This window comes from Lutibacter sp. HS1-25, from assembly GCF_004121075.1.
Classification (GTDB): domain Bacteria; phylum Bacteroidota; class Bacteroidia; order Flavobacteriales; family Flavobacteriaceae; genus Lutibacter.
On sequence record NZ_RHLN01000007.1, the window covers coordinates 1 to 26,943 of the forward strand.

At 29.3% G+C, this 26,943-nt stretch carries 22 protein-coding genes; 2 read left to right on the plus strand and 20 right to left on the minus strand.

Annotated features, from left to right (window positions below):
- Positions 1-866 (plus strand): transposase (locus tag EC396_RS04185; RefSeq protein ID WP_240665628.1); only part of this gene is annotated, 866 nt, incomplete at its 5' end.
- Between the two features lie 89 nt (positions 867-955).
- Here the strand turns inward: EC396_RS04185 and EC396_RS04190 are convergent.
- The 20 genes from EC396_RS04190 to EC396_RS04285 form a co-directional block, all read right to left on the minus strand.
- Positions 956-1,912, minus strand: a complete 957-nt coding sequence (locus EC396_RS04190) for a hypothetical protein (RefSeq protein ID WP_129365454.1) — start codon at positions 1,910-1,912, stop codon at positions 956-958.
- Positions 1,905-3,848, minus strand: a complete 1,944-nt coding sequence (locus EC396_RS04195) for a P-loop NTPase fold protein (protein ID WP_129365455.1) — start codon at positions 3,846-3,848, stop codon at positions 1,905-1,907. Before EC396_RS04195 ends, EC396_RS04190 begins: the two co-directional genes overlap by 8 nt.
- A 3-nt stretch (positions 3,849-3,851) precedes the next feature.
- Positions 3,852-4,154, minus strand: a complete 303-nt coding sequence (locus EC396_RS04200; protein WP_129365456.1) for a hypothetical protein — start codon at positions 4,152-4,154, stop codon at positions 3,852-3,854.
- Positions 4,155-4,426: 272 nt separating this feature from the next.
- Complete coding sequence (locus tag EC396_RS04205; RefSeq protein ID WP_129365457.1) at positions 4,427-4,729, minus strand: hypothetical protein; 303 nt, start codon at positions 4,727-4,729, stop codon at positions 4,427-4,429.
- Positions 4,730-4,758: 29 nt separating this feature from the next.
- Positions 4,759-5,769 (minus strand): hypothetical protein, encoded by a 1,011-nt coding sequence (locus EC396_RS04210; protein WP_129365458.1) that lies wholly within the window; start codon positions 5,767-5,769, stop codon positions 4,759-4,761.
- 622 nt (positions 5,770-6,391) lie between these two features.
- A complete protein-coding gene (locus tag EC396_RS04215; RefSeq protein WP_129365459.1) occupies positions 6,392-6,934 on the minus strand; it encodes a hypothetical protein in 543 nt (180 codons plus the stop codon).
- A 76-nt stretch (positions 6,935-7,010) separates the two neighbouring features.
- Complete coding sequence (locus tag EC396_RS04220; protein ID WP_129365460.1) at positions 7,011-8,105, minus strand: PD-(D/E)XK nuclease family protein; 1,095 nt, start codon at positions 8,103-8,105, stop codon at positions 7,011-7,013.
- The gene (locus EC396_RS04225; RefSeq protein WP_129365461.1) at positions 8,095-9,012 is read right to left on the minus strand and encodes a YafY family protein; all 918 of its coding nucleotides are present in this window, start codon (positions 9,010-9,012) and stop codon (positions 8,095-8,097) included. The genes EC396_RS04220 and EC396_RS04225 overlap by 11 nt, the downstream gene beginning before the upstream one ends.
- Positions 9,013-9,689: 677 nt before the next feature.
- Positions 9,690-11,630 (minus strand): tetratricopeptide repeat-containing sensor histidine kinase, encoded by a 1,941-nt coding sequence (locus tag EC396_RS04230; RefSeq protein ID WP_129365462.1) that lies wholly within the window; start codon positions 11,628-11,630, stop codon positions 9,690-9,692.
- Between the two features lie 396 nt (positions 11,631-12,026).
- Entirely contained in the window at positions 12,027-12,518 is a 492-nt protein-coding gene (locus EC396_RS04235) for a hypothetical protein (protein ID WP_129365463.1), read from the minus strand.
- Positions 12,519-13,643: 1,125 nt separating this feature from the next.
- Positions 13,644-14,792, minus strand: coding sequence for a Wadjet anti-phage system protein JetD domain-containing protein (locus EC396_RS04245; RefSeq protein WP_129365464.1), 1,149 nt, complete (start codon positions 14,790-14,792; stop codon positions 13,644-13,646).
- Positions 14,789-15,052 carry a hypothetical protein gene (locus EC396_RS18060; RefSeq protein ID WP_240665629.1) on the minus strand — a complete coding sequence of 88 codons (264 nt, stop codon included), beginning with the start codon at positions 15,050-15,052 and terminating at the stop codon, positions 14,789-14,791. The genes EC396_RS04245 and EC396_RS18060 overlap by 4 nt, the downstream gene beginning before the upstream one ends.
- 6 nt (positions 15,053-15,058) lie before the next feature.
- Entirely contained in the window at positions 15,059-18,133 is a 3,075-nt protein-coding gene (locus tag EC396_RS04250; RefSeq protein ID WP_240665630.1) for an ATP-binding protein, read from the minus strand.
- 37 nt (positions 18,134-18,170) lie between these two features.
- Positions 18,171-18,749 (minus strand): DUF4194 domain-containing protein, encoded by a 579-nt coding sequence (locus tag EC396_RS04255; protein WP_129365465.1) that lies wholly within the window; start codon positions 18,747-18,749, stop codon positions 18,171-18,173.
- Positions 18,746-20,212 (minus strand): DUF3375 domain-containing protein, encoded by a 1,467-nt coding sequence (locus EC396_RS04260; RefSeq protein WP_129365466.1) that lies wholly within the window; start codon positions 20,210-20,212, stop codon positions 18,746-18,748. Before EC396_RS04260 ends, EC396_RS04255 begins: the two co-directional genes overlap by 4 nt.
- A gap of 244 nt (positions 20,213-20,456) precedes the next feature.
- On the minus strand, positions 20,457-20,969 hold the full coding sequence (locus EC396_RS04265; protein ID WP_129365467.1) for a hypothetical protein: 513 nt from the start codon (positions 20,967-20,969) through the stop codon (positions 20,457-20,459).
- A 59-nt stretch (positions 20,970-21,028) separates the two neighbouring features.
- Positions 21,029-21,676: a hypothetical protein gene (locus tag EC396_RS04270; protein WP_129365468.1), complete on the minus strand. Its 648-nt coding sequence runs from the start codon at positions 21,674-21,676 to the stop codon at positions 21,029-21,031.
- Positions 21,677-21,826: 150 nt separating this feature from the next.
- Complete coding sequence (locus EC396_RS04275; RefSeq protein ID WP_129365469.1) at positions 21,827-22,210, minus strand: hypothetical protein; 384 nt, start codon at positions 22,208-22,210, stop codon at positions 21,827-21,829.
- A 2-nt stretch (positions 22,211-22,212) separates the two neighbouring features.
- A complete protein-coding gene (locus EC396_RS04280; RefSeq protein ID WP_129365470.1) occupies positions 22,213-23,709 on the minus strand; it encodes a hypothetical protein in 1,497 nt (498 codons plus the stop codon).
- Positions 23,710-23,948: 239 nt separating this feature from the next.
- Positions 23,949-24,725 carry a hypothetical protein gene (locus tag EC396_RS04285; protein WP_129365471.1) on the minus strand — a complete coding sequence of 259 codons (777 nt, stop codon included), beginning with the start codon at positions 24,723-24,725 and terminating at the stop codon, positions 23,949-23,951.
- A 1,152-nt stretch (positions 24,726-25,877) separates the two neighbouring features.
- Here EC396_RS04285 and EC396_RS04290 point away from each other — a divergent pair.
- Entirely contained in the window at positions 25,878-26,852 is a 975-nt protein-coding gene (locus EC396_RS04290) for a tocopherol cyclase family protein (protein WP_129365472.1), read from the plus strand.
- Positions 26,853-26,943: the final 91 nt, after the last annotated feature.

Consider the following 26,943-nt stretch of genomic DNA (forward strand, 5'->3'; position numbering starts at 1 on the left):
CACATTACAGTCCCACCGACCCAGATGCACGTATCAGTGTAAAACCAGGCAAGGCAAGAAAACTTAATTACATGAGCCAGTTGAGTGTTGATACAGCTCATCACGTAATCACAGATATTAGAGCCTATCACGCCGACAAACGAGATAATCAGTATTTACAAGATATTAGTACACGTTTAAAAAAGCGACTACACAAACAAGGATTACTTTGGAGAAACTGTATAGCTGACACAGGTTATAGCAGCGGAGAGAATTATGCCTTTCTAGAAGCAGAAGGATTGGAAAGTTTTATACCACCTCACGGAACCTATAAAGGCGGTCCAGAAGGCTTTACCTACAATAAACAAGAAGATTGTTTTATCTGCCCCCAAAATAAAACGATTCCATTTACAAAGGTTTTTTATGAAGGAGAAAACAATAATAAAAAGAAAGAGTATCGAGCATCTAAATACCTATGTATTGATTGCCCTATACGTAGTACTTGTTTAAAAAAGAGTCAAGAAAAACGGATTACCATCACTTATTACAAAGAAGAATATGAGCGTAACAATACAAGGGTAAACAGCAAAAGAGGAAGTTATATGAAAGGTAAACGGCAAAGCACTGTTGAGCCTGTATTTGGCACCCTTACTCAGTTTATGGGACTTAGGAAAATAAATACAATTGGTATACAGCAAGCAAATAAGGTAATGCATCTGTCAGCAATGGCTTATAATCTGAAAAAGTACTTAAAATTCATTTCAAAAACTGTAAAAAGTGATGCAAAACAGGTGCATCATTTTATTTTAACATTAGAGGGCTTTGTAGGCCTTCAAATAAACCTTTTTAAGCGATTCGAAATTGAGAAGAGTTTGCTATTGCTTTAAAAAATAAGCCCCTTAAAAAGGAGCTTATGAAATAGGATATTTGTGTTTTAAGGTCTTGTGCAACGGCTACCATTGTTGTATGCAGTGCTTTACTGTTCAATTATCGTTAATCTGTTAATAATGTTTAGTTTCTGTAAATATTTTTCGCTTATATCTGAATAATTATCTAAAATCATTTTCGCAATATCTTCTGGGCCGTAAACATATACATTTGTTTCAAGTGCTTTTTTCTTAAAATCATCATCAACTGTTCCGCTCGTTACTAATATATTACGGCTTAAAGTATTTTTATCATCATTCACACTTTTGTTTATTTGAAAAACTCCGCCAAAAGATGCTTTATTTGTATGTTGTTTTACTTGTATGTTTAACTCTAAAAACAAATCTAATTCGTCAATTGCGTATGTTAAACTCAAATCTTTACCGTCAATAGCTTCTTGTCTTTGGTCGTTTTTAAAACCCTCAAATCCATTGTAATTGATTTTAAAAAGTTCTAAAATAAATTTTTCAAATTCAACATCTTGAAAATATATGTCTGCTCTTTTATTTAAGTGTTCAGCTATCGTTTTTATATTTTCTTCTCTTTCTAATTCAATTTTTTGATTGAAACTTTCACTGAGAGATACAAAATCTGAACTTATTAGTGTTTCAATATCAGACTTTAAGTCAGCTAAATTTAAAAAAGTTCCTCTAAATTTTAATCTTGATTGAAATTTAGAACTTAAATCTTTTCTTGGATACCATTTTGTAAGCCAATTTACATTTAAGGTATCTTTCCAATCCAAATCTTCTCTTAATTGCTTCTTTTTTGCAATACCAATGGCAATACCTCCATAATTAGGCATAATGATTACATCACCTTCTTGAATATGACAAAATTTAATTGCCATTCGCGATGCCCAAGGATTTTCTATTAAAACTTCTTTTGGTGTTTTTGAACTTAAACCAATATTCCAACCACAATATATAAGATTATTTTCTTTACAAAAATCTATTCTTTTTCCCCATTTTTCTGAAACTCTGAAAAGCCAATAATTTCTATTCATTATTAATTATTTTGTTTGTTAAGAACAATACTTTTGTTCGGTAATCGTGCATTATTTGAACTGCTTCACAAATTTTATTTATCACACTATTTTCGTAAAAGGAATTTACATTATCTAATCTAACGGATAAAACTAAATGTCCTTGAAAACCATCTTTGTTTGTGTGTTCTTTGTCTAATAATTTGGCAAACTTGTAAATTGATGAGCCTAACATAAATTTTGTTACTAAACCATTGTATTCTTTTTCTAAAATTTCTAAATCATTCAACAAATTTTTATCTTTAAATGTCTCTTTAATTGTAGGATAATTTTGAGGGAAATACCACAAATTAGTCCAAATATCTAATTTGATTTTACCATCTACTGAACCACAACTTAAATTAAAACTTGTTTTTTCATCTATTCTAATTGGTGCATTTACTTGAACACGTTTCCCTATTGGTTTAATTTGATTGGCATAGTTTGGCATTACCTCTTTTAGTCTAGCCAATATTTTATTTCGTGCATTTTTTAATAGAGTAGGCTTGTGAAAATTAATACTATTATTGTCATTTGCCTTCAAATTAGTGATTGCAGATAATGAAATTATTCTGTTTATATAATGTTCTAAATCCTCTTTATCCTCATCGTCAGTACTAAAAGAATTTTCAACAATTTCTTTAATCATATTTAACAATAACGATAGACTTAACGCTTTTTGTTTTAAATAATAATCTGTTTCACACAATCTGAATAATATTTTTTCCCATTCTTCATCAAATTCTTCCATTTGATTAAGTTTGTTTTGGGAATTTTCATCTAAAGGTTTCAAATTGTAGTTTAAAGCAATGGTCTCATTCCAAGCTGTAAAGTCATTATTTTCAACAAGGATATTATAAATTTTAGGATAAGCAATTTGCAAGCTAACAAGGAAAAAATTTAGCAATAAATCTGTGTCAGTTTCAAGTTTTAAATCATCATCTTCTTTTGCATCGTTAATGCACTTAATTAGTGAAAGTGAATTTAAAAGCCTTTTTATAGACCTTGGATTTGAACCAACGGATAAATTGGCAATAGTTGATAGCTTTGTTATTAAAACGTCATTTGAAGCTTGTGCTGTAGTTATATATTCAATATTCCTTAAACTTTCTTTTAGAAAGTCGTTTACCTTATAACTTGATACAGGCATTGAAAAAGGAACTTGAATTATTTTATCAAAAAACGACCTAAATTCCCGTTCGTTTTTATCTGATAATATACCGAACTTAGGTTCTAAACCTTTTACAACTACATCATAATCAATCGCCAAAACAAAAATACAGTTCTTTAATGTGAAAATATTCTTCAATAATTCCAACAACTCGACTGCAACTGGTGGGTCAATTCTATCTAAATCGTCAATAAAGAAAATAAAACCTTTATTATTAACTTTAGTTTTGTACCATTTAATTATATCTTCTAATTGTTTACGAATTTCGGATACAGAATTATTACTATCAGAGTTAAATGCGGCATCAATAATTTCTCCGCTACCATTCAATGCTTTTTCAGCAATTACTTTTGAAGTTGCTAAAGCGACTTTACTACTAAATTTAGCAAAAGTTTTAAAAAGTTTTTCGGATTTTGTACTATCTGCTTGCGACAGACTTGTAACCTCTTTTATTAATTGATATATAATTGACACCAATGTTGAATGAGCATCTTTCATTAGTGCATATTCCCACGTATTTAACCAAATAGAGTTAAAGGGTTTTTGTTGATTTTCATTATCACATAAATTCTCTTGCAGAAGATTCATTAATGATGTCTTTCCGCTGCCCCATTCTCCTTGTAGTGCTATTGTTATTGGCGTAGAAGAATTTTCAATAAATCGTTTTAATCCATTTTCAAATGGTGCTATACCAAAATTATCTTTTTCTTTTGCCTTTCTTGGTATGTCTATAATACTTGTATTCATATTTTATGCTATCCTTGAACCTGTTTTTTTACAATTTCTATCATATGTATAAATGTAACTACCTTTTTTGAGATTAAATGAATTGCCAGAAGCATTCCTAAACTCACCATTCGTTGTTGAAAGTGAATTTATTTTTTTAGCATCATCATTATATGTATAATAATAACTGCCTTTTTCAAGAATTAAGAAATCTGTTCCAAAGTCTAACAACTCTCCATTTGTTGTTGACAGAGAAGAAATTTTCTTTCCGTTTTCATCATAGATATAGTAATAACTACCTTTAATTTGTACGTCTGAAATTGCCATAATTGTATTTTTTTTAATTTACCTACTCTAATTCGGTTTTCAGCTTATCCCTATTTCTGCTATTTGTAAATTATTTTTTTTACTATGTAAATGTATGTCGTTGTGTACAATTTTTTTTTGCATTGCATTCAACGGAGGCGTTATGAAAAGTTGCCGATTGGGGCGATTCCCTGTCAAGTTACACAAAAGTTGAAGCGGGCTATAACCCTTGATTAACCAATGTCACAGCATTTTTTTATACCGCGTGTTAGCCACAGATTTTTTATATTCAATCAAATAATCCTTATTAAAGAACCGTTTTCTTTTCGCAATTCAGTTTTCCCTTTGGTTGTACTTATTGCAATATCAGAACCATTCCATCTTGCTCCAGTTGCATCGCCATTCCCAATAGTCCGAACTAATGAACCGTTATCTTTTCTGATTTCTACTTTACCTTTCATAGTTGTAATAGCAATAAGTGATTGGTCATTATTAAAATCAGCTGCAACAGCAACCCCGTTTCCAATTGTGCGCAATAAAGAACCATTGTCTTTTCTGATTTCTACTTTTCCTTTTACAATTTTAAGAATGTTCATAATCTAAATTTTAGAGGGTTAGTAATTTGTTATTTCCACGATAAATTTCTTTTAACAATTTCGTTTGCCAATTCCGCTGAATTAGATGCATTTAGTTCTTTTGCAAAATCCCAGAAGTATTTTTTATTACCATACAAACCTCCTTTTGAAGTCTTTTTGAAATTTACTTCATGTGGATTTTCCAATAAAAACACTTGAATACCATTATCCTTAATTTCTTCTCTGCGATAATCCCAAAGTGAAATTTTTTGTTTTGCTTCTTGGATTAGTTCGCTTTCAGAATAATTTGAGTTATTCCATTGTAAATATTCATTCTCATAGCTTTTCTCAATAACAACAACTGCCTTGATTTCATGTATGAATTTTACATTTTTCCATTTATACCCTCCAAAATACTTTGCTCTTCGATGACTATAAACTCCACCTGTATTTGGACACATAAATACATTTTGGTTATGAACTTCGCGTATAGTCGAAGCACAGTTAACAACTTCCAATAAATATTTCCATGAAGGGAAGTAATTATTCCTATCAAGATATGCTCTAAATTCAACAAGAAATTTTTTAAAAACATCAGATGAGTCAACAGTTTCTAATGTTTCTACAAAATCTTCAAACGAAATAGGTACTAAAATAATGTCAAGTGATTTAGCTATTTCAATTTGTTTTTGATATTTCTCTTCAGGATTGTCAATCTCAAAGTTTGAAAGTAAAAACAAGATATTATAATCAACGTTTTTCTTAAATCCATCTAAATGACGATTTATCTGATCAGAATAGAACCAGTCAGTTCTTTTGGTTTCAAAGAATATTGAAAATGATTTTTGTTCAATTACTAAATCAGGTATGCTTGTTTCTTTTCTTACTTGTTGCTCGAAAGTCGGATTGATTATAAAATTTGTCGAAGTCAATGATGAAATTGCTTCTTCAAAACTCGTTGGATTTTCTTCATAAAGTAATTTCAAAATCAAACCACAATGGTTTGTCAGAGAGTTTTCTTTTGTGTGATAGTCAGAGAATAATGATATTTCCTTGCTCATTGGTTGTCTTTTCAAATTTGTGGCTAACTTTAATATATCCTTATACTAATTATGTTTATCAAGTCAAATTTCCTAGATAAAGTATTTTGTATCTGTTTTATTATTTCTGATTGTGCAATTTTTTGAATGTACTAATTTAACTAAAAAGAGTTCATAAAATATGTTTAAGGTTAATTTATAATGAATTTAAATATACTTTGTTTTCATTTGTCACATTCAAATGTATGATACAAAATTGAATTGATATTACGGGAAACCGTATTGTGAACTCATTTTTTTATTGTTAGGCAATTCTTAAACATCAATAATTTTCACTTTCAAGTTATTTTGTTCCGCTAGGTTTATCACATTCAAAGTCCCTTTACTTTTTCCATCCCAAAAAGCGACTAACGCATCTGTATAATTTGCCATTTGTTGGTTGCGTTTTAGTCCTGCTGCTTTGCCAAATCGTTTCCAGTCTGCAGTGAATTTTGTGACAATAATTTCTCACCACAATTTTAAACTTTGATTGTAAAACCATTGTTTCGTAGTAAATAAAATGCCTAGCTATTTTTAGCCAGTCATTTTAGGTTAAACTTCTCTATAGAATATTTTAACCCTGTTTTTTTTAACATTAGATTGTTTAATTAGATTTGAACTTGTTGATGTTATGTTTCCAAGCGATGTAATGAAATTTGGCAAAATAACTAAGACCAAAATCTCCGTATTTTTTCAGATATTCATCTAAATTAACAATTATTGTATCTCCCAAACTTTCAATTTCTAATTTAATTTCATTAATTATTAAATGGTGCTCTGCATTGTATTCAAAAATTACAGGAGTAGTTAAAACTATTTTAAAATCATAGTTGTTTTTAGAAAAATACGAAGCAATGTGCTTTACCAAAGCTGTACTTGCTTTTTTTCTAAACTCAGAGTATGATAATGATGCTAACAACACATAACTTTTGTCTTTAGAAAATTGATTCGTAATAGCATCTAGATTTTCAAGATCTACTATTTGTTCAGAATACTTCCCCTCGTATTCTAATATCAAATCATCTTCACATGTACTTTCTGTGTCAAACAAAAAGAATTCAGCATTTTCCTCTTTTTCTATGAAAGAAACTAACGCATTTCTGCCAGCTCCGCCTAAACCTATAAAACATTTGCTTTTTAATTTCATCGTTCTAATTTTAATTATAGGACAAAATTAAATAGCTGAAAGACAAAGGGTGTCTTTGCTCCTTAATAAACTTAAATTAAGCTGGTAATATTTTTTCGATTATTTTTTTTAACACATCTAAATCAGAAGAACCATCTTCAATCAAATAATATCTCCAACTACCCCAATTGCTTTCATATTCAATTTTGAGGTCTTCAAAATTGGAATGAATTTTCTCAAAATCTTTTTTGTTTTCTTCAAAACAGCATATATATAATTTCACTGACTCATCGTTAGACCAAAGATTAATCCAATATTTTTCATTCTCAAACTCTATATCTCTGTAATAAGCATTAAATTGAGTAGCCCTCTTCACTTCACTTAATTTCAATTTATCTTGTTTAAGACTATCTGCAAAATAGTTATGAAAATCATCTAAAAAAATCTCAAATTTAGCTTCGTGCCACTCTTTACTATTTACAATTTTAGACAACTCAACAAGTTTTTTAAAGTCTTCTGGTTTATTTATTAGACTACTTTGAATCTTTAAGGCTGTTTCCATATACTTATAATTATGAATATTATTTTTTAATAAATTGATATACTCCGTTATGTGAGAATGAGAGGTATTGGTGTTGCATTTTTCTAAACTTTTAATTAGGTTTTGTACATTGTAATTAACAACATCTATTACATTCAAAGTTTTTTTAATATTTTTGTCAATATGTATATAAACAACCTTCTTCACATTATACCCTTCCCTTTTAATACCTTTGTAATAATCTATTAATTGACCTGGTTGATCTGGAGCATAATTCAGCTTATTTTCTATTATAATTGCACTTGACTTTTCTTCAAACTCGCAATCCCAAGTAATCAAAATATCTATTGGACGAGAATTCGCTTCATCTGATACTTTAATTCTTCGTTCAGTATAAACATTAATATTTTTGAATTCTTCAAATTTACATACATCATCTAAACCAATATCGATTAAGAATTGTTTTAGAAATAAACTTTCATGGCCATGATTTTCTGCTGGATTTAAAAAGCTAGCTAAAATGTTGCTATGAGCTAATTCTTTTTGAGGTACTTCTGTATATAATGTATTTAAAATACTGTAAGGAACATCTTTGGTCACATCTATTTCCCTAAATTCTTCTAGTAAGTTCGAGATATCTTTAATATTCATATCTTTTATTTAAAATTTTTAATTTTTCTATTATCATATTAATTAATTCTACTGGTTGTTTAATGGTAATTCTATCTCCATAAGAAAGTAACTTGTAAACTAACTCGTCTCCTAATTTCAAATCCAACTGAAATACAACGTTGCTATCAGTTTCTTCAATAATTTTTTGAGAACTATGAATTGGTAAACTCTCTAAATATTTTGCTTGAATAGTGTCTGTTGTCAAAATTACTTTTTCTGGTTTTAAATCATTATCTATAGATATTCCATAATTGTATTGATACAATTCAGAAACATCAAAATTATCAGGTAAAATATAATCAGCTGATTTTTCAATGCTAATTTCCTTAATTCTATCTAGTGCATAAGGAGCTATATAATTCTTGTTATTTTTAGCTATTAAATACCATCTATTTTGAATTTCTTTTAAGGCATAAGGTTCTAATAATTTCACCTTTGTTGCTCCTTCCCAATATTTCTCATATCGTATTTTTATTTTTTTTCTATGTGTGATCGCATAAATAATGGGCTTTAAATATTCAGTACCTTTACTTTGTTTTTGCTCAAAAAAGACGACATCTTTTATCTTATTTTGAAATTGAGAAAGCTTTAAAACTTCAAATGTCTCTAACATTTCTATGAAGTTAGGTCTGCTATAATCTTCATTGACAATAAAATATCCTTTCTCTTTACTTGAGTGTAAAATATCTACCCCAAAAACCTCCCTAATATCATTAATATCGCGATTTAAAGTTCTTTGTGAAAAACCTACTTGCAAATTATTATCTGGCAATAAATAAGCATTCTCATTTACATAATCAACAAGGTTTTGATATGATGGATAATCTCCTCTTTCTACTCGTTTAACAAGCAATAAATAACGATTTATATATTCCTTTTTTGACATAGGTTATTTTTATTCACAAATTTAATTTTCAAACAGACAAACTATGTCTTTATAAAAGCTGTTTATTAAACTTTTTTTATGGAAATGATAGTTATTAATATTAGCACCCTTAGCCAACAGCATTTGAAAACAGTACCTCGAAAGTTTTTATTGTTTTACAATAAACAAAAAATGCCAAGCAATATAGACTGCACCATAAAGTTTAGATTCTATCTAATCTAAAAAAATTTGCACTTATCTTGGTTAAAATAAATTTTGGGTTTTCCCCCTTTCTCCAAGGAGCAAAATTATTTTCGTGCATCCACTTTCCAATATTTGAATTTCTAAACTCTGGACAATTTCTCCAAAACCCAGGAGACAATGAAACGTTAAAAGAATTTTTTCCCTCAATTGATAATTCAAATTTGGTTATATTCTCAAATAAATATCTATTTTTTTTCCAACTCGAATTCCATAACCATTTCCTCTTGTATCGTGTTTTCCATCATTCCAAGAACTTACATTAATTTTTTCCATTTTTCTATCAAGCTATTTTAGTTAACTGTAAATTATATGAGTTGTGGCAGATTGCGTGGTAATTTCCTGTCAAACCGATTCGCAGTTTGAGCCGGGTTACAGACCTTGAAATTTAGTTCTTTCCCTGCCATTACTTATACAAAATATTAACAACAGTTTTACTAACCACCATTTATTTCTGGTAGTGTAAAGCGAAAGGTACTTCCTTTACCGGTTTCACTTTCAATAAACATTTTTTCATTATGCATTTGAATAAATTCTTTACAAAGAATCAATCCTAATCCGGTACCTTTTTCATTATTTGTTCCCAGAGTGGAAGTGCCAGAGTTTAATACAAAAAGATTTTGAACCATTTCCTCATCCATACCAACTCCATTATCAATAATTGAAATTTCAATTTTATTCACATTCGACTTAGCAGATATGATTACGTTACCTTCAGGAAATGAATATTTTATTGCATTAACAATCAAATTCCTTACTATTGTAGATACCATGTTTTCATCGCCTTTCACAAAAATATTGCTAGAGACTTTGTTTATTAACTTCACCTTTTTTTTGTTCGCTGTTTCACCAATCAAGTTAATAGTTTCATTGACTGTTTTACAAAGGTTGATTTTTGTCGGCTCAAAATTTATTTTACTGCTTTGAATCCTTGCCCAATCAAGAAGATTTTCTAGTAGCGTCAATGTACCAGCAGCACTATTATAAATAATGTTGGCATATTTTTTTATCTCCTCCGGATGGTTAGTTTCAATATTGCCTTTAAGAATTTCACTAAAACCCATGATGCTATTAAACGGACTTTTCAGGTCGTGGGCAATAATTGAAAAAAACTTATCCTTTGTTGCATTTGATAGTTCCAACTCCTTATTCGCATGCTCCAGGGCTAACTTTCCGTTTACAATTTCCTGGTTTAACTCATGTAATTTTTGGTTGGTTCTTTTCTGAAACCTAAGACTTTTATATATTATATATGCAAATCCTACAAAAAGTAATAGTATAATAATTAAACCATAAGTAACCCGTTTTTGCTTGACAATATCTGCTTCATACTTAACTCTTTCAATTTTAAATTCTAAATCTTTTTCAAGCTGAGTAATTTTTCGGGTATTATCTATTTTAAATAAACTATCTTTTAATTGGGTAGATTCTAATTGTAGTAGATATGCGTTTTTGAAATCATTCTGTTCAAAATACACTAAGCTTAAGGTTTCATATAACTCAAGTAATATTTCGCTTGGTTTGCCGTTTAAGGTTTCAATCGCACTCTTTAAATTGTGTTCTGCTAATTGAAGTTGTTTTGTTGCAGCGTAATACTTCCCATAAACAATTTGCGACATATCAGTTCCATTGCTTTTCTTAAAGCCATCAATTGACTGTTGGTAGTAGACTAGTGCACTATCTGGCTGATTTAGTTTTAAAAAATAATTACCAATATGATAATTCATTATAGATAGCCTTTCAGGGTTTCCATTGTTTACCCGAAGTTGTAAGGCACTTTTGAATTTAATTAATGCTTCATCCCATTTTTCTTCGCTTCCCAAAACTGAGCCTATCAAAATCAGATTATAAGACATACCAGCCTCGTTATGAATTAATTCATTAATTTTTAATGCTTTATTAGCATACTCTATTGCTTCTTCATTTTTCCCCAGTAGTCGATAAATTTCTCCAATGTTATTATAAGCATATGCAATCTCAATGTTGTCGGGTTCAATATTCATGTCAAGCACCTTAAAATGGTAATCCAAAGCAGCCGAATAATCTCCGTGTTGCTTTTTTGATACGCCTAAAAAATTTAAAACTTTACACTGACCAGCAATATTTTTTTGCTTTGAATATATTTCAATGGCTTTGTTACCATAGTTTAATGCTACCTTAAAATCATTATACCGGTTTTCCCAACACAATTCAGCATAAATTTCCGCTTTATCGGAATCAATTGTTTTAGTTTTTAGAACACTAAGTAAACTTTCTGTTTTTGAATTAGTTTGAGAATACCCTATGTTGAAATTTATAAATACTGCAACCAATAAGATAAGGGAGGGCAAATGAAAAAAACATTTTTGGGTTAAGATGTTGATTCTATGTTCAAGCATAATAGTAATATCTTTTCTTATTTTAAATACTTAACCAATATAAATAATAAAATTAACAAAATGGCGAATTGCATTGAAGTATTAGGTTAATAATTAGTTCGTTTACTAAATATTTTTTTGCTGTTTTAATTCTGATTAATGTTGAATTTACTTCTTTCTTTTTCTATTTAAATATTGAACTTAGACTAATGAGGAAATATTCCCAAAAAGGATTGATCATCTTGTATTTTAAACAAACCCTCGCATTTTTTTAATTAAGCCCAACTGGCTTTTAAAAGATTTGTGTGACTGGAAAATCGGAGATTTTTCTGCCGTAGCAAATCGTTTGTTGAATGTTTGTCGGTTCGTTATTTAGTTTAAATGTAAGCATAAAATTTATGAGGTGTTATATACCGTTTAGATTATCATTTTAAGTTTTTGTTTAATTGGTTTTTCATCTATTATACTATTCAAAAAATAATATGCATTAATTTCGCTTTCGGATAATTCTTTTTCAATTAACTTAAAGTTTTTCTCTATATTTTTATAATTAGGATTTATGTCATTGAGGAAATGGAAAATTGAATTTTCCTCAAGTTTATAATACTCAATTAATTTAAGAAATATTCTTTTTTTAAGTTTCACAAATGAAGTATTTATAACAGTATATTTTTTAAAATCTTCGTTACTGATATTAAGTAGATTTTGTAGTTCTATTTCTGTTAAATAAATAATTTTTTTCAGATCTACTGTTTCATTTTTTGTCTTTGAAATAATAAGTTTATGTATTTTTTCAGGACTATACTCTTTTACAAAATCAAAAATTTTACTTTTAGTAGAATGTTCAAAAGATTGTTTTTTAAAATTTATATTAATCGGCCTTTCGTTAATGAAATTTAAACTTTCCAATGTTAGAAGTTGAATATCAAATTCATGTAATCCATTTTTAATAAAAAAATTATCAATCTCACTAAATATTTCTGCGGAATACCTTCTACGATGAGTCTCTATTGATGATTTTTTTTAACTTTTATGATAATTTTCAATTAGAGTATTTAGTTTATTTTCTTTCATATCGTAAAATTTTATGAAAATGGCATATAACTTTTTTATATACTTATATTAAGTATTTTTATCCAGTCAAACTTCCTAGATAAAGCATTATATATATGTTCTATTATTTTTGATTGTGCAATTTTTTGAATGTACTAATTTAATAAAATTGCGTTTAAAAAATATGTTTAAGGTTAATTTATAATGAATTTAAATATGCTTTGTATTGATTTGATACATTCAAATGTATGATACTAAATTGAATTGAGATTATGGGAAACCGTATTGTAAAATCATTTTTTTATTTTTAGGCAATTATTAAACATCAATAATTATTACTTTCAAGTTATTTTGTTTTGCTAAGACAATCATATTTTTAGTTCCTTTACTTTTTCCATCCCAAAAAGCAATTAAAGTATCTGCATAATTTGCCATTTGTTCGTTGCTTTTTGGTCCTGCAGCTTTTCTATATCGTTTCCAGTCTGCAGGGAATTTATTGACATTAATTCCTCACTACAATTTTAAACTTTGATTGTAAAACGATTGTTTCATAAAAAACAAAACACCTAGCTTAAAAAGCCAGGCGTTTTGTTTGTTGTTGAGTAGTTATACATCTGTCAAAATGGCTTATAATCTGAAAAAGCACTTAAAATTCATTTCAAAAACTGTAAAAGGTGTTGCAAAACAGGTGCATCATTTTATTTTAAAATTAGAGGGCTTTATAGGCCTTCAAATAAACCTTTTTAAGCGATTCGAAATTGAGAAGAGTTTGCTGTTGCTTTAAAAAATAAGCCCCTTAAAAAGGAGCTTATGAAATAGGATATTTATGTTTTAAGGTCTTGTGCAACGGCTACCGGTGTTGTGCCTTAGTTGTTTATTCTTTGTCCGTGGATTGGGTTAGACACACTCTTTGACAAGTTTTGGTTTGTGCGGTTGGTTTTTCGCGCGACTTGGCAATGTATGTGGCTGTGAAGGGTTGAATTATTCATTTTCAAAATATTTATTAACATAGTCAAACGGAATTTTTTCTTGTTCCAGTCGCCAGTTATTTGTTTTTAAAATGTCATAAAGTTGTTGTTCTTCGTCAGTCAGATTAAGTTGTACGGAAATGTTTGTCGGTGTTCCGCTATCGTTTTCAAAGAATTTGTCAAATGTAGGTTTGTCCATTAAAATGCTTTTTGTTTGAGGGAAATAACTACGGAATTGTGATAGGATTTCAAAACCTTGTACGTCAATATCTCCCCAGTAAAGTAATTCTTTATGTTTAAACCAATATACATTCTTGAGATTTGAAACACTGAAACCACTTCCGAACAGAGCTATCGCTTTATCCATTTTGGGAAGAGTCAATGCAGTATAAAAAGTTGTTTTATTTTCAAAAACGATTACCCTTTCAATTGGCAAATCAAGTGTCTCAAATTCGCTCATAGGAATAGAAATATCATCAATTCCCGAAAAGAATTTTTGACTAACTTCCTTGTCAAGAATTTCAAACCGTATTTGTGGTTCTGCATATTTCAGATTAAATCTTTTTTCAAATTGCTTTTCTTCCTTGTTGTTATATTCTGAGATTAAGATGTCGAGCAAATCCTTAATAACACTTTGATTCCGCTCAATAAATTTAGTATGAACATTTATTGGCAGTTCTCTTATGTATAAATTTGGCTTAGGATTTTGTTTGAAATATAGACATACTTTTAAAATACTTCCCCATTCAACTGTGTTTTGAATAACCTTAATAGGGTTATTAATTATCCATTCTTTTAATTCAGGAAATACTTTAGTGATTTTTATAATACTTTCATTGAATAATTTAACTTCGATTTCCTTGCCTAAAAACTTCAGAAAATCTTTTTCTGTATCAAAATAAATGGAAGTTGGTAAATCTTGTGTGCCTAAATGTTTTGTTTTTACTTGTTGAAAATCTAGGGTGTAACCAAATCCTTTTTTCTCTTTGGATTGGCTTATAATTAACTGTATTTCTTTTTCAAATTCAGGTAATGATGATTTTGTGTATTTTTTATCTCCTCTAATCACAAGTTTCTCGTAAGTGTTATTTATAACCAACGATTGAAGAAAGAAAATATATTTTTTTTCGGCTTTTTTCTTTATTTCTTGTGGTGTAATCATTGAGTCAAGTAATTTGTTTTTTCTTCTTTAAATTGCTCAATAGGCATATCATATAGCCAAGAGTGTCTTTCTTCTTTTCGCTCTACAAAATGCACGAACGAAATATCATTTTCCACAATATGAATATTGTCACTTGGAGTAACAACTAACAATTGTAAATGAAGCTGTTTGCAAAGTGTAATTAGATAGCGAGCCTTATCTTCGTCTTGCGCTTTAAAAGCTTCGTCGATAGCAATAAAGCGAAACGAATTAGTTTGCAAAGCTTCCTATGTTAAACCAAATTGATAGGCTATAGCCGAACCTAAAATGGTGTATGTAAGTTGTGCTTTTTCACCACCCGATAGTTGTCCCATATTTTCATAAGTTTTGAATTTGGCATTGGTTTCCTTGTAAAATTCTTCTGCTTTGTAGCTAAACCACAAACGGACGTCCATAACTTTTTTACGCCATTCTTCTTTGTCTAATTTTGAAATCAATGGTTCAATGTGATTATAAAAATGATTTTTCCTCCCATCAATGGAAGAATCAACTTCCCTGATGTTTGGAATGGCAGCGTGAAGTAGATTCCTAAATTCTTTTACTTCATCATTAATTTTGTTGGGTGCAACCAGTTGAATATAAGTTTTGGGATTGTTTTTGAAATCAATATCTTTTAATGAATCATTCAGGTGTTTAATATTTTCTTTGATGGAATCTGACCAGTTTTCAAAAAACATTCTAAAATTACCCACCTTATTAGTAATAGTTTCTTGGAGATAGTCGTTGAATTTTTTCTCAAATTTTGGAAGATTATCTTTTTCTAATCTTTCCAATAACTTCTGATACTCATTAATAAATTCTAAATTTGTTGAATCGGGTAATGAATTTACATCAGAACGCCAATCTTTAAACTTGTTTGTAATTATTTCAGTAGGACGTTTAAAAGCATTGATTTTAATTTTCACTTCGTCTTCGTTCTTCTGTTTTTGTCCTTCAAGTTCTTCTGTTTCTTTTGCATTTTCGTCTTGAAATTTTTTGCGACTTGTTTCAAAGTATGCGTATTCCATACTTAGCAAATCTTGATTTTGTTTTTCAAATTCGGAAACATCGATATGCCCCAAAGGCTCGAAAACAGCTTTGTTGCTATTTACAGTTTTAGTGACGGAGTCAATTTCTGTTTGCTTTTTACCTTTCTCAATAACTTTATTCTCAATATCAACTTCTGAAAGTTGTTTTAAATTTGCCTGAACTTTTTCTAGCTGCTCTTGCAACTTTTTTACTCGGTCATTGGTTTTTTCTAAATCATCTTTCTGCTCTGTTTTTTCCTGTATTTGGTTAGCGTAGGTTTGCCAGTCTATATCATCATATTTCTCATACTTTGAGAACAAATTATGGCATTCATCTTTAAATGTGCCTAAATTTTTTATCTCGGTATTTTTATTTGAAATAGCTTTCTTATTTTCGGTTTGTTGATTTTGTAGATTTGTTAATTCTTTCTTTAATACTGCAATTTTTTCTTTGTTATCCCAACCTAAAACATAGTTTTCTTTTCTTGAAATATGTGGGCGGTCATCTTTTTCGTGCTTCCCTTTCCTGAATTTTATTAAACCGTTTTGAGTAATTGCCATTTCAGAATAGCGTTCAAACTCAGAAAGATTATCCACGCAAATGAATTGAAACTGTACTTCTAAATAGTTCTCAATCCATTCCTCATATTGTGTTTTTGGCTTTATTTCAATTTTGTTGATTAAAGATTTTTCGTTGACATTCTTGTAGCGTAAATTTTTGAGATAAGCTTGTTCTTCGAATTTATCATACCGGATTCTTCCTCGTAAATTGTTGCCGTTTACATACTCATTTACTTTTGAATAATACTTTGGTGGCACAATTAACCGTAAAGCAAAATTGTGAAGCACTTTTTCAATAGAAGATTCCCACGCCAATTCATCATCTTTTACTTTGATAAGTTCACCAATAAAAGGAATTTCTTCTTTACTCGCACCAATGTGATGAATGAGTTCATCTCGTATTTCGGCTTCGCGACCTGCAATATTATTTTTGTTCTTTTGAAGCGTTTGAATGGTTTTTACTAAATCATTAGTTGATGTCTCAAAATCATCAGCTTGGTTTTTTAATGCACGAAGGTTTTCATTTTCATCATCAATTTTTAATTGAGTAGCTTGTTTTAATTCTTTTGCTTTTTCTCTATTTATCTTAAAAGTTTCTTCGCCTGGGTTGGTGCTCAATTCTATATTTTGAGCAATTTTGTTGTAATCGTCAAGTTTACTACTTCTTAATTCTCGACTTCGTTCAAGCTGCCGTATCTCTTTTTCTAAATCCTTGATTTTACTTCCAACTTCATCTTTTTCAATAGAAATAGAAATTCTTCTTTCGTCTTGTTTTAATGTTTCCTCTTTATTTCTTAACTCCTTTAATTCCTCATTCAGTAGTACTATTTCTGCTTTACATTTTTTAAGTTCCTTTTCTCCTAATTCAACACCTTTCATTGCAAACCAATAAACAGCCGTTTCTTTTGATTGCTCTAAATGCTTCAAATTCTCTTTAATTTTGTTCAGTTGAATTGCAATTTCATTGATAGGAGCAAGTTGTGCAATTTGCTCTTTGGCTTTTTCAATGTTGGTTTTTGCATCCATTAAAGTCAAAAAACTTTCTTTTAGTTGAATGAATTCCGTTTCGGCATCTTGCTCCTCCAACATATTAGTTCTGATAAACTCGTCCAAGTCTTCCAAAACTTTCACACCTACTACCTGATTGAATAAGCTCAAAGCTTTCACAGAACGCATACCAAATAGGGTTGACATTCTTTCAGCATAAGCTGATGGTCCATCTATAAATTCTATTCTCTTTTTAGTACTGTTTGCATTGTAGTTTTTATCCAGCCTCCTTTTCCACAGTCCCTTCGCATCAAACTGACCGAAATCTTTTTCTATTTCAAGCGGAAGGTGTGCAATTCCAAATTGTCTTCTCATCTCATTGTTTGAAAACCAGCGCACCTGGAAAATTGTAATTTGTTTTTGGTCAGTGTTTTTAAAGTGAGCAAGAATTACTGAATAAGTGTTCGTATCGCGGAGTTTTTGTGTGGAAGTAGAGCTTTTCCCTTCTTCCTGTATATTTCCGTAATGTCCCAACACGTATGTTTCTTCAGTTCGGTCACCTTTTTTCTCAACACCCGATGACTGATTATAAAAGCGGTCTCTTTTGGCAGGAACTATCAATGTAAGTAACGCATCAATATAAGTGCTTTTACCTGATGCATTAGCACCGGTCAATAATGAATTATTTCCTTGAGGATTTATTCTGAACACTTTTTTATCAAATGTTCCCCAATTAAAAACTTCCATATATTGAAGTCTGAAACCCGCTGTGTCAGAACTTGTACTAAACAGACTCAACATATTCCTGCAATTTTGTTTTAAAATCCTGTAATATATCCAGTGTTATTTTTTCTTTGATAATGCGATGTATTTGATATTTCGTTTCATTTTCTTTTTTGCTTATTTCTTTCAAATAGCCTAGTTCTACAGCCTTTTTAATGTAGCTATCCAAATCTTTTTGAAATTTCAACTTATTGTAGCCCTGTTGAAGAAAGAGTTCCAATTCATCTTTAATTTCGGAATCGGTTATAAATTTTTCTGTAGCCAACTGTGTTGGATTACTATCAAATTCCTCTAAACTTTGTCTTAAAACCATAAGCACGATTGATGTTTCAAATCCGATTTGTCGTCTTGTTACCAAACCAAGTGTTTTTCCCTCACCGTCTTCAAATTGTTTTACAAAGGCAAAACCATCATCTTTTTTTAAAATGAGTTCTAAACCAACTTGGCTTATGTATTCCTGAATTTCATTTTGATAAAAGACTATATCTTCCCACACGTTTGAGTTACGCTCAACAACTCCTTTGAGCAATTTTACTATTGCCTTGCTGTATGGATTTATATTTTGTTCTAAATTACTCATTTGGTCAATATGATTTCGGGTATTTTAATCTGCTTTTTATTTTCTACATCAAACACTATATTCTGGGTTTTTTCGAGATTGATAGAATGTTTAAATTCTTTTACAATACCAATGTATCCAAATAGTTCAGGTAAACCTTTTTCAAGTCCTCCATGATTTTCAACCACATCAAAAAGCGTTGTTTGAGATTTTTCTTTTAGAATATCTTTTATCCTTTTTCTAAGCATTTCTTTGTCAATGTTTGATTGAGAAAATAGCTTACTCAAATGATTGGAAGAAGTGATATCTTCGTTTGCAACTTGCGGTTTCTCTTTGTAAGTGATTTCTTCTTTTTGTTCAAAAGTGAGTTTTCTTTCGAACAAAATGTTGGTTTCGATATCAGTTTCCAACTCAAACGAAATGTTAGGCTTTTTCCTTATTTTAGCTTTGCCAATTTCTACAAGGTGTTTCTTTATTTCCTGAATTATTCTTTTAGTTGCTTCTGATTTTGAGCTTTCACTCTCACGAATAATACGGCTCAATTTTTCAGCCATTTTATCGTTGGCTTTATATACTTTTTGCCCTGAACTATGAAGGTGCTTTTTCATTCCTTTTAGGAACGGGTCGTTTACAGGAATTGATTTTTCCTCTAATGTTTTGTACAACTCTTTAGTAAGACTTTCCCATCTGTTTTGCAATTCAGGATTTAAAATGAACGACCAAAAAGCGTAAAAACTTTTACCTTGTTGACTTTCTTTCAAGGCTTTAAGTGCATCAAAAGTAAATTCCAGTATATCGCTTTTTGTTAAACTCCCGTCAGCGTGTTTTTGATAAATGCCCTTGGTTATTTCTTTGAAATTATCTTCAACTTCTTTAAAGTCCGATAATAATTCTTTAGCCGATTGATTGAGTTGGTTGAAACGTGGAACGATTTCAAATTCTTCGAACACTTTTACATCTTCGCCAATTTTTATTCGTTGAATTTGTTGTTCAATTTCTAATTTCTTTTCATTCAATAACTCAATCCGTTTTTCAGCATCTTCATTGGTAAATTCTACAAGCTCTTTTAGCTGATTTAAAATGTTATTGAACTTTGATTCTGTACCAACAAATTCTTCCTTTTTCAAACTTGACAACCAATCGATAGTTTTACTTGAATTATTAGAAAGTTCATAGAAAACTTCACCTTGCTCATCAGGATAATTGGTTAAGAAACCTTTGTTTGTCCAATTTAGAATGTACTTTTTAGCTTTTTCTTCATAAGTATCAAAGGCACTTATTTCGCTGTCTTCATCATTTTCAACTTGCTTGTATTCTAAGAAATCGGCTAATTGATTATGGATATTTTCAGAAGAAATTGAGCTTTGTTCGCTTGAAAATGTACTTATCAAAAACTCAATAATTATTTCTCTGTTTTTTAAACGCAGCAATTCAACACTTGGTGATGTGTTCAGTATTTCTAATATTTTGGAACTTTCTGTCATTCAATTTTATTCAGTTTAGCGTTGGCAAAATTCAAGCTCTTTTGGTTTTTCTGTTTTGGCTTTGAGTGTCGGCAAAACCAAATGTGCTTGAATGTGCGGTCGGCTCTTACACAATGGGGCACAACGGGCTTTTATAAGATTTGTGCGTTTTAAAAATACGATAATTTTCAGCCGTAGCAAATTGTTTATTTAATATTTTAAATTTTCTATTAGTTTAAATTTTATGGGGTGTTGGTTGCAGTTTTTAATCGGTAAGTGATTTTGAAATCATTAAATAATCATCCCTCAAATTATCTTTATACTCTAGCAAAGTCCAACATAATATTTTATAAAAATGCTCTTTTGTTTCTACTGTAGTTATTAGCATATATAAACTACCATCTTCTGTACTCCAACTCAATTCAACCTGAGCATGTTTATTTTCATTAGATTCAAACTCTGTTATTTCGGAGATTGTTCTATTTTCTGTTTCCAGTTGATAATCTTTAGTGAAATTTTCAAGAAATTCCTTAGGATTTTGAAAAATTATACTTAAAGAATTTAACTCATCCTTAGAGTCTTCAATTACAATTACATAAGCTTCTTTTACTGTATTGTTATATTGTAATGTTGCGACATCATTCAAATCATACGTTTTAACCATATAATTTGGGATTTCCAAACTGAAACAATTTCCAGCATTTTTTGTTGAAAAATTTTGAGAAAAGGAATTAGTCGTAAATGTTATTAAAAAAAGAATAATGTAAATTTTTTTCATATTATTTGGATTCTTGTTAAATATATTATTTGTTTGTTCTTGTTCATTTTTATTGCGTGTTAGCAGCTGGCATTCTTCTTCTTTCTTATTAATACTATCAGAAGAATTATATTGGTCAACATAAAAAATCCAAGTAAAATATCTTTAATCTCAAATGCATTCTTGCTATCATTATCTTTTCCTTTAATGGCTTGATGATGATTTTTCTTTGTGATTTTTTTTAGTTTTTCATAATCATTGAACCAAATTGCAATACCTTCAGTTCTCTTTTCTAATTTCTGCAATTGATATTTCAAAGTATTAATTGGCTCATCATTTTCAGAAAATTCTGGTGGCGGAGGTGGTATAATTCCCTCGGCTCTTTGTAATGCCATAGAACGCAAACATCCATTTAATTCGATTGTTGTATCGTTTAGTTTTTCAGCGTAAACAATCCAAATCCCTTTGACAGTAGGAAATATAGAACAGTTAGAAAATGCTTTCCCCCAAATAGTATCTCTTTTGTAATCTCCTTTAAATAATTCAAAGATTGAAAAACTAAAAGTGTTATTCTCAAAATCACTTTTTATAAGTTCACCAGTAAAAACCATGTCAGAATTTCTTAATCCAACAATGACCGCACTGTCTCTTTTTATTTCTTTACAATCACAAGCAAATGAGCTTGTATGTATTATCACTATCAGTATAAGTATTGCAATTTGTTTCATTCTTTTGCTTGCTGCCAACGAGTTTGTATATGGAAAGTCGCAGGTTTATTTGTTGCTATTTTCGTTTAAACTACAAAGTAGCAGAAAAGTACAAATTAAAAAAACTTGTACTTATTCTGCTATTTTTTATTTACGTGGTTGTGGTTTGTATTATTCTATTTCAAATCTGGATTCTACGTGAATATATTCATTCTTGTTAACCAAAAAGACAACATATTTCTCAAAATACTCATATAATCTGAAATCATTAAGCTTTCTATGATTTTTTTTTCTGTAAAATTCTGAATTATGTATGAATTTTTTCAAACATTTTACCTTTTTGGATTTTAAATTATAAGTTGTTTCTTTTCTTTCAAAATAAAACGTTCCGTCAGAATTACTATCAGCAAGTAAGAAATCATCTGAACCATCCTTTGCGCCCAATATATAATTCCTGTCAAATTTAAAAAAGAGTGTGTCTTTATCTATTGATTGAGCTTTGGAATTAAATGACAATAGAATTATTACAAAAGTTAAATAAAATATATTTTTCATGATTAATTGTTTGGACAATTTGGTGTAATAGTAGGGTAATGAAATTCTAAACTGTTTTTTAATTCTTCTTTTTTGCTGTCAGATAAGTCAGTATAAGCTTTTACTCCTTGGTCTTTTAAGCCTTGCCACGCCAATGCTTCATAGAAACTATTAGGTAACGGATTAGTGCCATTATTGGTAAGCCAGTTATAATCACCTACTAAAGCGTTTTCATGAAAATTCTTTAATGCATTTGTCATTTCTCCGACATATAAATCTGCCATAGTTTCATGTTGAAAAGAAGCTTCAAAATTATCTGATTCAAATTTTTCATATGTTGTTCTAAAGTCTAATTCATCATTTGTCGGATTTTCTGTTAATAACTTTCTATACATATCAGCATGAATATATTCGTGTAAGATTGTTCTTGCAACTTCAAGTGCTTTATTAGTTTCCATCTGATATGAATTGATTTGAATAGTTATTACATTATCTATTGGAGACTTTGTAAGCCCGTTAACTTCATCGCCATTTTTATTATAGACTCTTGCCTGAGATTCAATTTTAATGTCAAATTCAGATTTCCCATCAAATTTATTCAATATGTTTTTTATATATGAATTTCCTGTTTCGTCAAGTAGGTCGTTAATACACCCTTCTTTTCCAGTAAGATTTGTATCAATAATTTGGTCAGGTTCAAGAGGAAGCGGTTCACTATCTTTTGGGTTACCGTTTCCGCTACTGCCACCTCCTCCATAATTAGAATAAACACCATAAGTTTCAGGGTTATAGTCGCTACCAGAAGAACAACCAACTAAACTTATTTCTTCAAAATGGCCATCTTCATACCACCAACCCCACCAAACACAAGTTACTTCCATTGGAGCTAACTTAGACAAATATTGTTGTTTTTTTGTTTTTTTTGCAGTATCCTTAAATTCTTTAAGATTATTGTTAGCATCTATTATTGCTATTTTTCCTTTGAAAGAATTATGGATGTGAAAATAATTAACACTTGAAAATAACTTTTCAAGAGTTTTACTATTATCAAGATAGAAATTAGTAAGATAACTACTGAAAGGTTTTTCACTATTATTTGATGGTAAAAATAAAAGTCGACTAAATGTTTTTTCTTTTTTAAGATAATTTTTTCCTTTCTTTTTTTGCAAAGGAATTAGATTAAAATCTTTTTTAAAATATATAGGCACTTCAACAGCATAAGTGTTGTTATTGAAAGTAACAAAGGCATTGTTCCAATCAATTTCTTCTAAATGTTCAAGAGCAGTAAAATTATTTTCGTTAGGATTTTGTTTGAACCAATTTTTAGCAGCTTCTATAACAGCTTGGTTATTTTTAAGTTTGTTTTTTTTAAGAAGTGTTTGTTCAAAATCATTTATTTGTTCTTCTGCGGTTTGTTCCTCAAGTATTTGTTCCTCATTTTGACAACTTGATAAAAAGATTAGAGTACAAAAAAAGACTAAACCTAATTTCAAACAATTTTTAAATGTTTTCTTTCTCATAATTTTCAAATTTTTCATAGTGTTTAAATTTATTGATTCATAATTAATTTTCAAAATTTTAGACAAGTTGCAATTTTTCTTGTGAATTTCTATCGTAATATAAACCACAACGTGATTTTATATGATTTGTGCGACTGGAAAATCGGAGATTTTTCGGTTGTAGCAAATCGTTAGTTGAATGTTTGTCGTTTGTATTAGTTCAAATGTAAGCATAAATTATATGAGGTGTTAGGCACAGTTTAGTCATATGTTTCTCTTTTTATAGACCAATCTGCATTTTCATTAATGCTTTGATATGAAAAATTGGTTTTCTCAAATTCGGTCAGAATTGGTTTGAAAAGGTTTTTATATAACTGATATGTCTGAAGAAATTTTCCTCTTACTTTTGAATTTGAATGATTTATTGAATTTAAATAAATATTTTTTAAATAATTCAGTTCAAATTTTATCGCCCAATATTCATCTGTTCCATCTATTGTCAATAAATCCTCAGAAGGTAAAATGCCTAGAGTATTTTCACTTAATCTTTCAAAACATTGTAATACTGAAACAAAATTTAAGTCATTATCGTAATTAGTAGTTGGATATATTCGATTGAAATTTAATATTCTTTTATCTATGAATAAACCTATTCCGTTTACTTCTTTTTCTTTATTGTAACAATTAATCAACGCATCTCCAAAATAACATTCAACGTTCTTAAGATTATAATGTTTAAATTTATCATAAGTCAAGATGGCTCTAAAATAGATGTCTTTATCTGCTAAATGATATGTTAAATCTTGTATAAATTCAATAGCATACATCACAAAATATTGATTTTCTTTAGTGTTTGTAGGCTCTGATTTATTGTAAACAAGTATTGTGTCTGAAAAAACTATTGTTTTAAATGCATTGTGTGAATGTACATTAAGTGAATCAATTATGTTATAAATCATTTCTACTTTATCGGAATTACTACTGACTAAATCAGCAAATCCAAGAATATCAATATACAATAAATATTTATTTTTCATAGTTGTTCCAATTTCGAATTTAATTGTGCCTAACTCGTTTTATCTAAATAATAAATAGTTTAATCCGTTTCTTTGTCAAGATAAAACAACATTTAATTCATCTTATTACTAACTTAAGTAAACTAATAATTTTTAGCTCACTTAAGTTTATCCCATAAAAAAAACACTAAAAAACAAGAGAATCTATGTTTGTTGTTTATAAATAATATATGTTGATTTTTTTAGCAATTCATTTGGGGGCTTTTCAAGGTATTAAAATTAAATATTTTTTTTTTAACCTTTATGACAATTATCAGAAAGCTAAAATTAAAGTGATTTTAAAAACATTTTCTTATTTCTGTTCTCCAACAAAATTATTTATTAAATTAATATTCAAACCAATCCAAATTCTTTTTATATTTGAGTAAAATATTATAATAATCAAAAGCTAAAAACCGCATACTTTTTTGCATACGTTTTTAAAATTATATAGCTCTGGAGCCCCAGTAAAATGGTTGTAAATCAATTTTTACTTGGAATTCATAACTCGGAGGTCTCGGGTTCAATTCCCGATCTCGCTACAAATTTTATGTAATTAAAAATTAACGGTTTAGTGTTCACTAAACCATTTTTTTATGTTTAGTATAACTAAATTTCTTACATTTGAATACGAAAAAGAATACGATTGATCAAGTCCAAAAATTATGAGATTTTGGTTTTAAGCAAAAATAGTTGATGGTCTTAAAAAGAAAAATCCACGTTTTTAATACCTCTAAACTGAACTATAAATAATTTTATTTTGCATTGAATGATTCAGCGGAGGCATTTACACTTCTGTTATCAAAGTAGTTTAGCATATTCTTGTATGGTATCTCCATTGTTTGAAGTACCGATTTTTAATCTGATGAATTTATAGATATTAACACAAACGATGTTGATTTTTATAATAATAAAGCCATTTTTAAATATTTGTTTGGAGATAAAATAGGCACTTACACAGATGGAAGAAAAGCACAACAATTAGGTTATTGTGTTAATCCTCAATTTATCAATGCTACTTGCAACCAAACATCAGTTTACACGTTTTACAGGGTAATGTTTTAAAACGTTCATTTAAAATACCAAACTATTTTATGTTTCTTATATTTGATTTATATAAATATTATTTCAAATATGCTTACAAAAAAATTAAAAGCCTTGTTTAATCCTGAACGATACCATGGCTGGGGAAAAACTGAAAAGTATTTTGAAGGATGGTATTACAAAGTTCTCAATAAATTAGAAGATAGGGCATTTGCCATTATACCTGGTATTTCTATGGATGAAAATGGAAATCAACAAGGTTTTATTCAAATTTTAGATGGAAAAAAACTTACTGCTGAGTATCACAAGTTTGATATGCAAGAATTTCAAACAAAAGCAGATACATTTGAATTTAAATTGGCAAATAATATTTTTACTATTCATAACATCCAATTAGATTTACCTGAAATAAAAGGTGAGTTACGTTTTAAAAAACTAGTGAAATGGCCTAGTAAATGGTATTCTCCTGGTATTATGGGACCTTTCTCTTTTGTTCCATTTATGGAATGCTATCATGGTATATTAAGTATGGATCATTCCATTGAAGGTCAATTGACTATTCACAATGAAGTTATAGATTTTACTGCCGGAAAGGGATATATTGAAAAGGACTGGGGGCATTCTTTTCCAAGTGCTTATATTTGGATGCAAACAAATCATTTTAGTCAACCCAACGTATCATTAAAATGTTCAGTTGCCAAAATACCTTGGCTAAAAAGTTCATTTATTGGCTTTATAGCAGGACTTTGGCTGAACAATAAATTGATTGAATTTACAACATACAATAATTCATATCTTACTAAATCATTTGTTGATTCACATAAAGTTGAAATCATTTTAGAAAACAGCAAATACAAACTTGAAATTAAAGCTTTTAGACATGAAACAACCGAACTTTCTTCTCCAATATTAGGTTTTATGGATGGCCGTATAAATGAAAGTATGACTTCAGAAGTAAATGTTTTACTATTAAATAAAAGAACTCAAAAAATTATTTTTCAAGATACAGGAAGAAATGCAGGTCTTGAAGTTGCAGGGAAAATTCATGAAATTATCGTTCGTTGAAAAATGATTTAATTGTGAAACTTATTTTAAATCAATTAATGACTAAATTTAAAAATAGGATTCATCTTAACAATATTGAACCCTAAAAATA

Excerpts from the sequence above, each read along its gene's own strand:
- EC396_RS04230 (WP_129365462.1), bottom strand. The coding sequence starts at position 11,630 with ATGCTTGAACATAGAATCAACATCTTAACCCAAAAATGTTTTTTTCAT.
- EC396_RS04210 (WP_129365458.1), bottom strand. The coding sequence starts at position 5,769 with ATGAGCAAGGAAATATCATTATTCTCTGACTATCACACAAAAGAAAAC.
- EC396_RS04275 (WP_129365469.1), bottom strand. The coding sequence starts at position 22,210 with ATGAAAAATATATTTTATTTAACTTTTGTAATAATTCTATTGTCATTT.
- EC396_RS04220 (WP_129365460.1), bottom strand. The coding sequence starts at position 8,105 with ATGAATATTAAAGATATCTCGAACTTACTAGAAGAATTTAGGGAAATA.
- EC396_RS04255 (WP_129365465.1), bottom strand. The coding sequence starts at position 18,749 with ATGAGTAATTTAGAACAAAATATAAATCCATACAGCAAGGCAATAGTA.
- EC396_RS04290 (WP_129365472.1), top strand. The coding sequence starts at position 25,878 with ATGCTTACAAAAAAATTAAAAGCCTTGTTTAATCCTGAACGATACCAT.
- EC396_RS04245 (WP_129365464.1), bottom strand. The coding sequence starts at position 14,792 with ATGATTACACCACAAGAAATAAAGAAAAAAGCCGAAAAAAAATATATT.
- EC396_RS04285 (WP_129365471.1), bottom strand. The coding sequence starts at position 24,725 with ATGAAAAATAAATATTTATTGTATATTGATATTCTTGGATTTGCTGAT.
- EC396_RS04195 (WP_129365455.1), bottom strand. The coding sequence starts at position 3,848 with ATGAATACAAGTATTATAGACATACCAAGAAAGGCAAAAGAAAAAGAT.
- EC396_RS04265 (WP_129365467.1), bottom strand. The coding sequence starts at position 20,969 with ATGAAAAAAATTTACATTATTCTTTTTTTAATAACATTTACGACTAAT.
- EC396_RS04200 (WP_129365456.1), bottom strand. The coding sequence starts at position 4,154 with ATGGCAATTTCAGACGTACAAATTAAAGGTAGTTATTACTATATCTAT.
- EC396_RS04270 (WP_129365468.1), bottom strand. The coding sequence starts at position 21,676 with ATGAAACAAATTGCAATACTTATACTGATAGTGATAATACATACAAGC.
- EC396_RS04190 (WP_129365454.1), bottom strand. The coding sequence starts at position 1,912 with ATGAATAGAAATTATTGGCTTTTCAGAGTTTCAGAAAAATGGGGAAAA.
- EC396_RS04250 (WP_240665630.1), bottom strand. The coding sequence starts at position 18,133 with ATGGAAGTTTTTAATTGGGGAACATTTGATAAAAAAGTGTTCAGAATA.
- EC396_RS04280 (WP_129365470.1), bottom strand. The coding sequence starts at position 23,709 with ATGAGAAAGAAAACATTTAAAAATTGTTTGAAATTAGGTTTAGTCTTT.
- EC396_RS04260 (WP_129365466.1), bottom strand. The coding sequence starts at position 20,212 with ATGACAGAAAGTTCCAAAATATTAGAAATACTGAACACATCACCAAGT.
- EC396_RS04225 (WP_129365461.1), bottom strand. The coding sequence starts at position 9,012 with ATGTCAAAAAAGGAATATATAAATCGTTATTTATTGCTTGTTAAACGA.
- EC396_RS04215 (WP_129365459.1), bottom strand. The coding sequence starts at position 6,934 with ATGAAATTAAAAAGCAAATGTTTTATAGGTTTAGGCGGAGCTGGCAGA.
- EC396_RS04205 (WP_129365457.1), bottom strand. The coding sequence starts at position 4,729 with ATGAACATTCTTAAAATTGTAAAAGGAAAAGTAGAAATCAGAAAAGAC.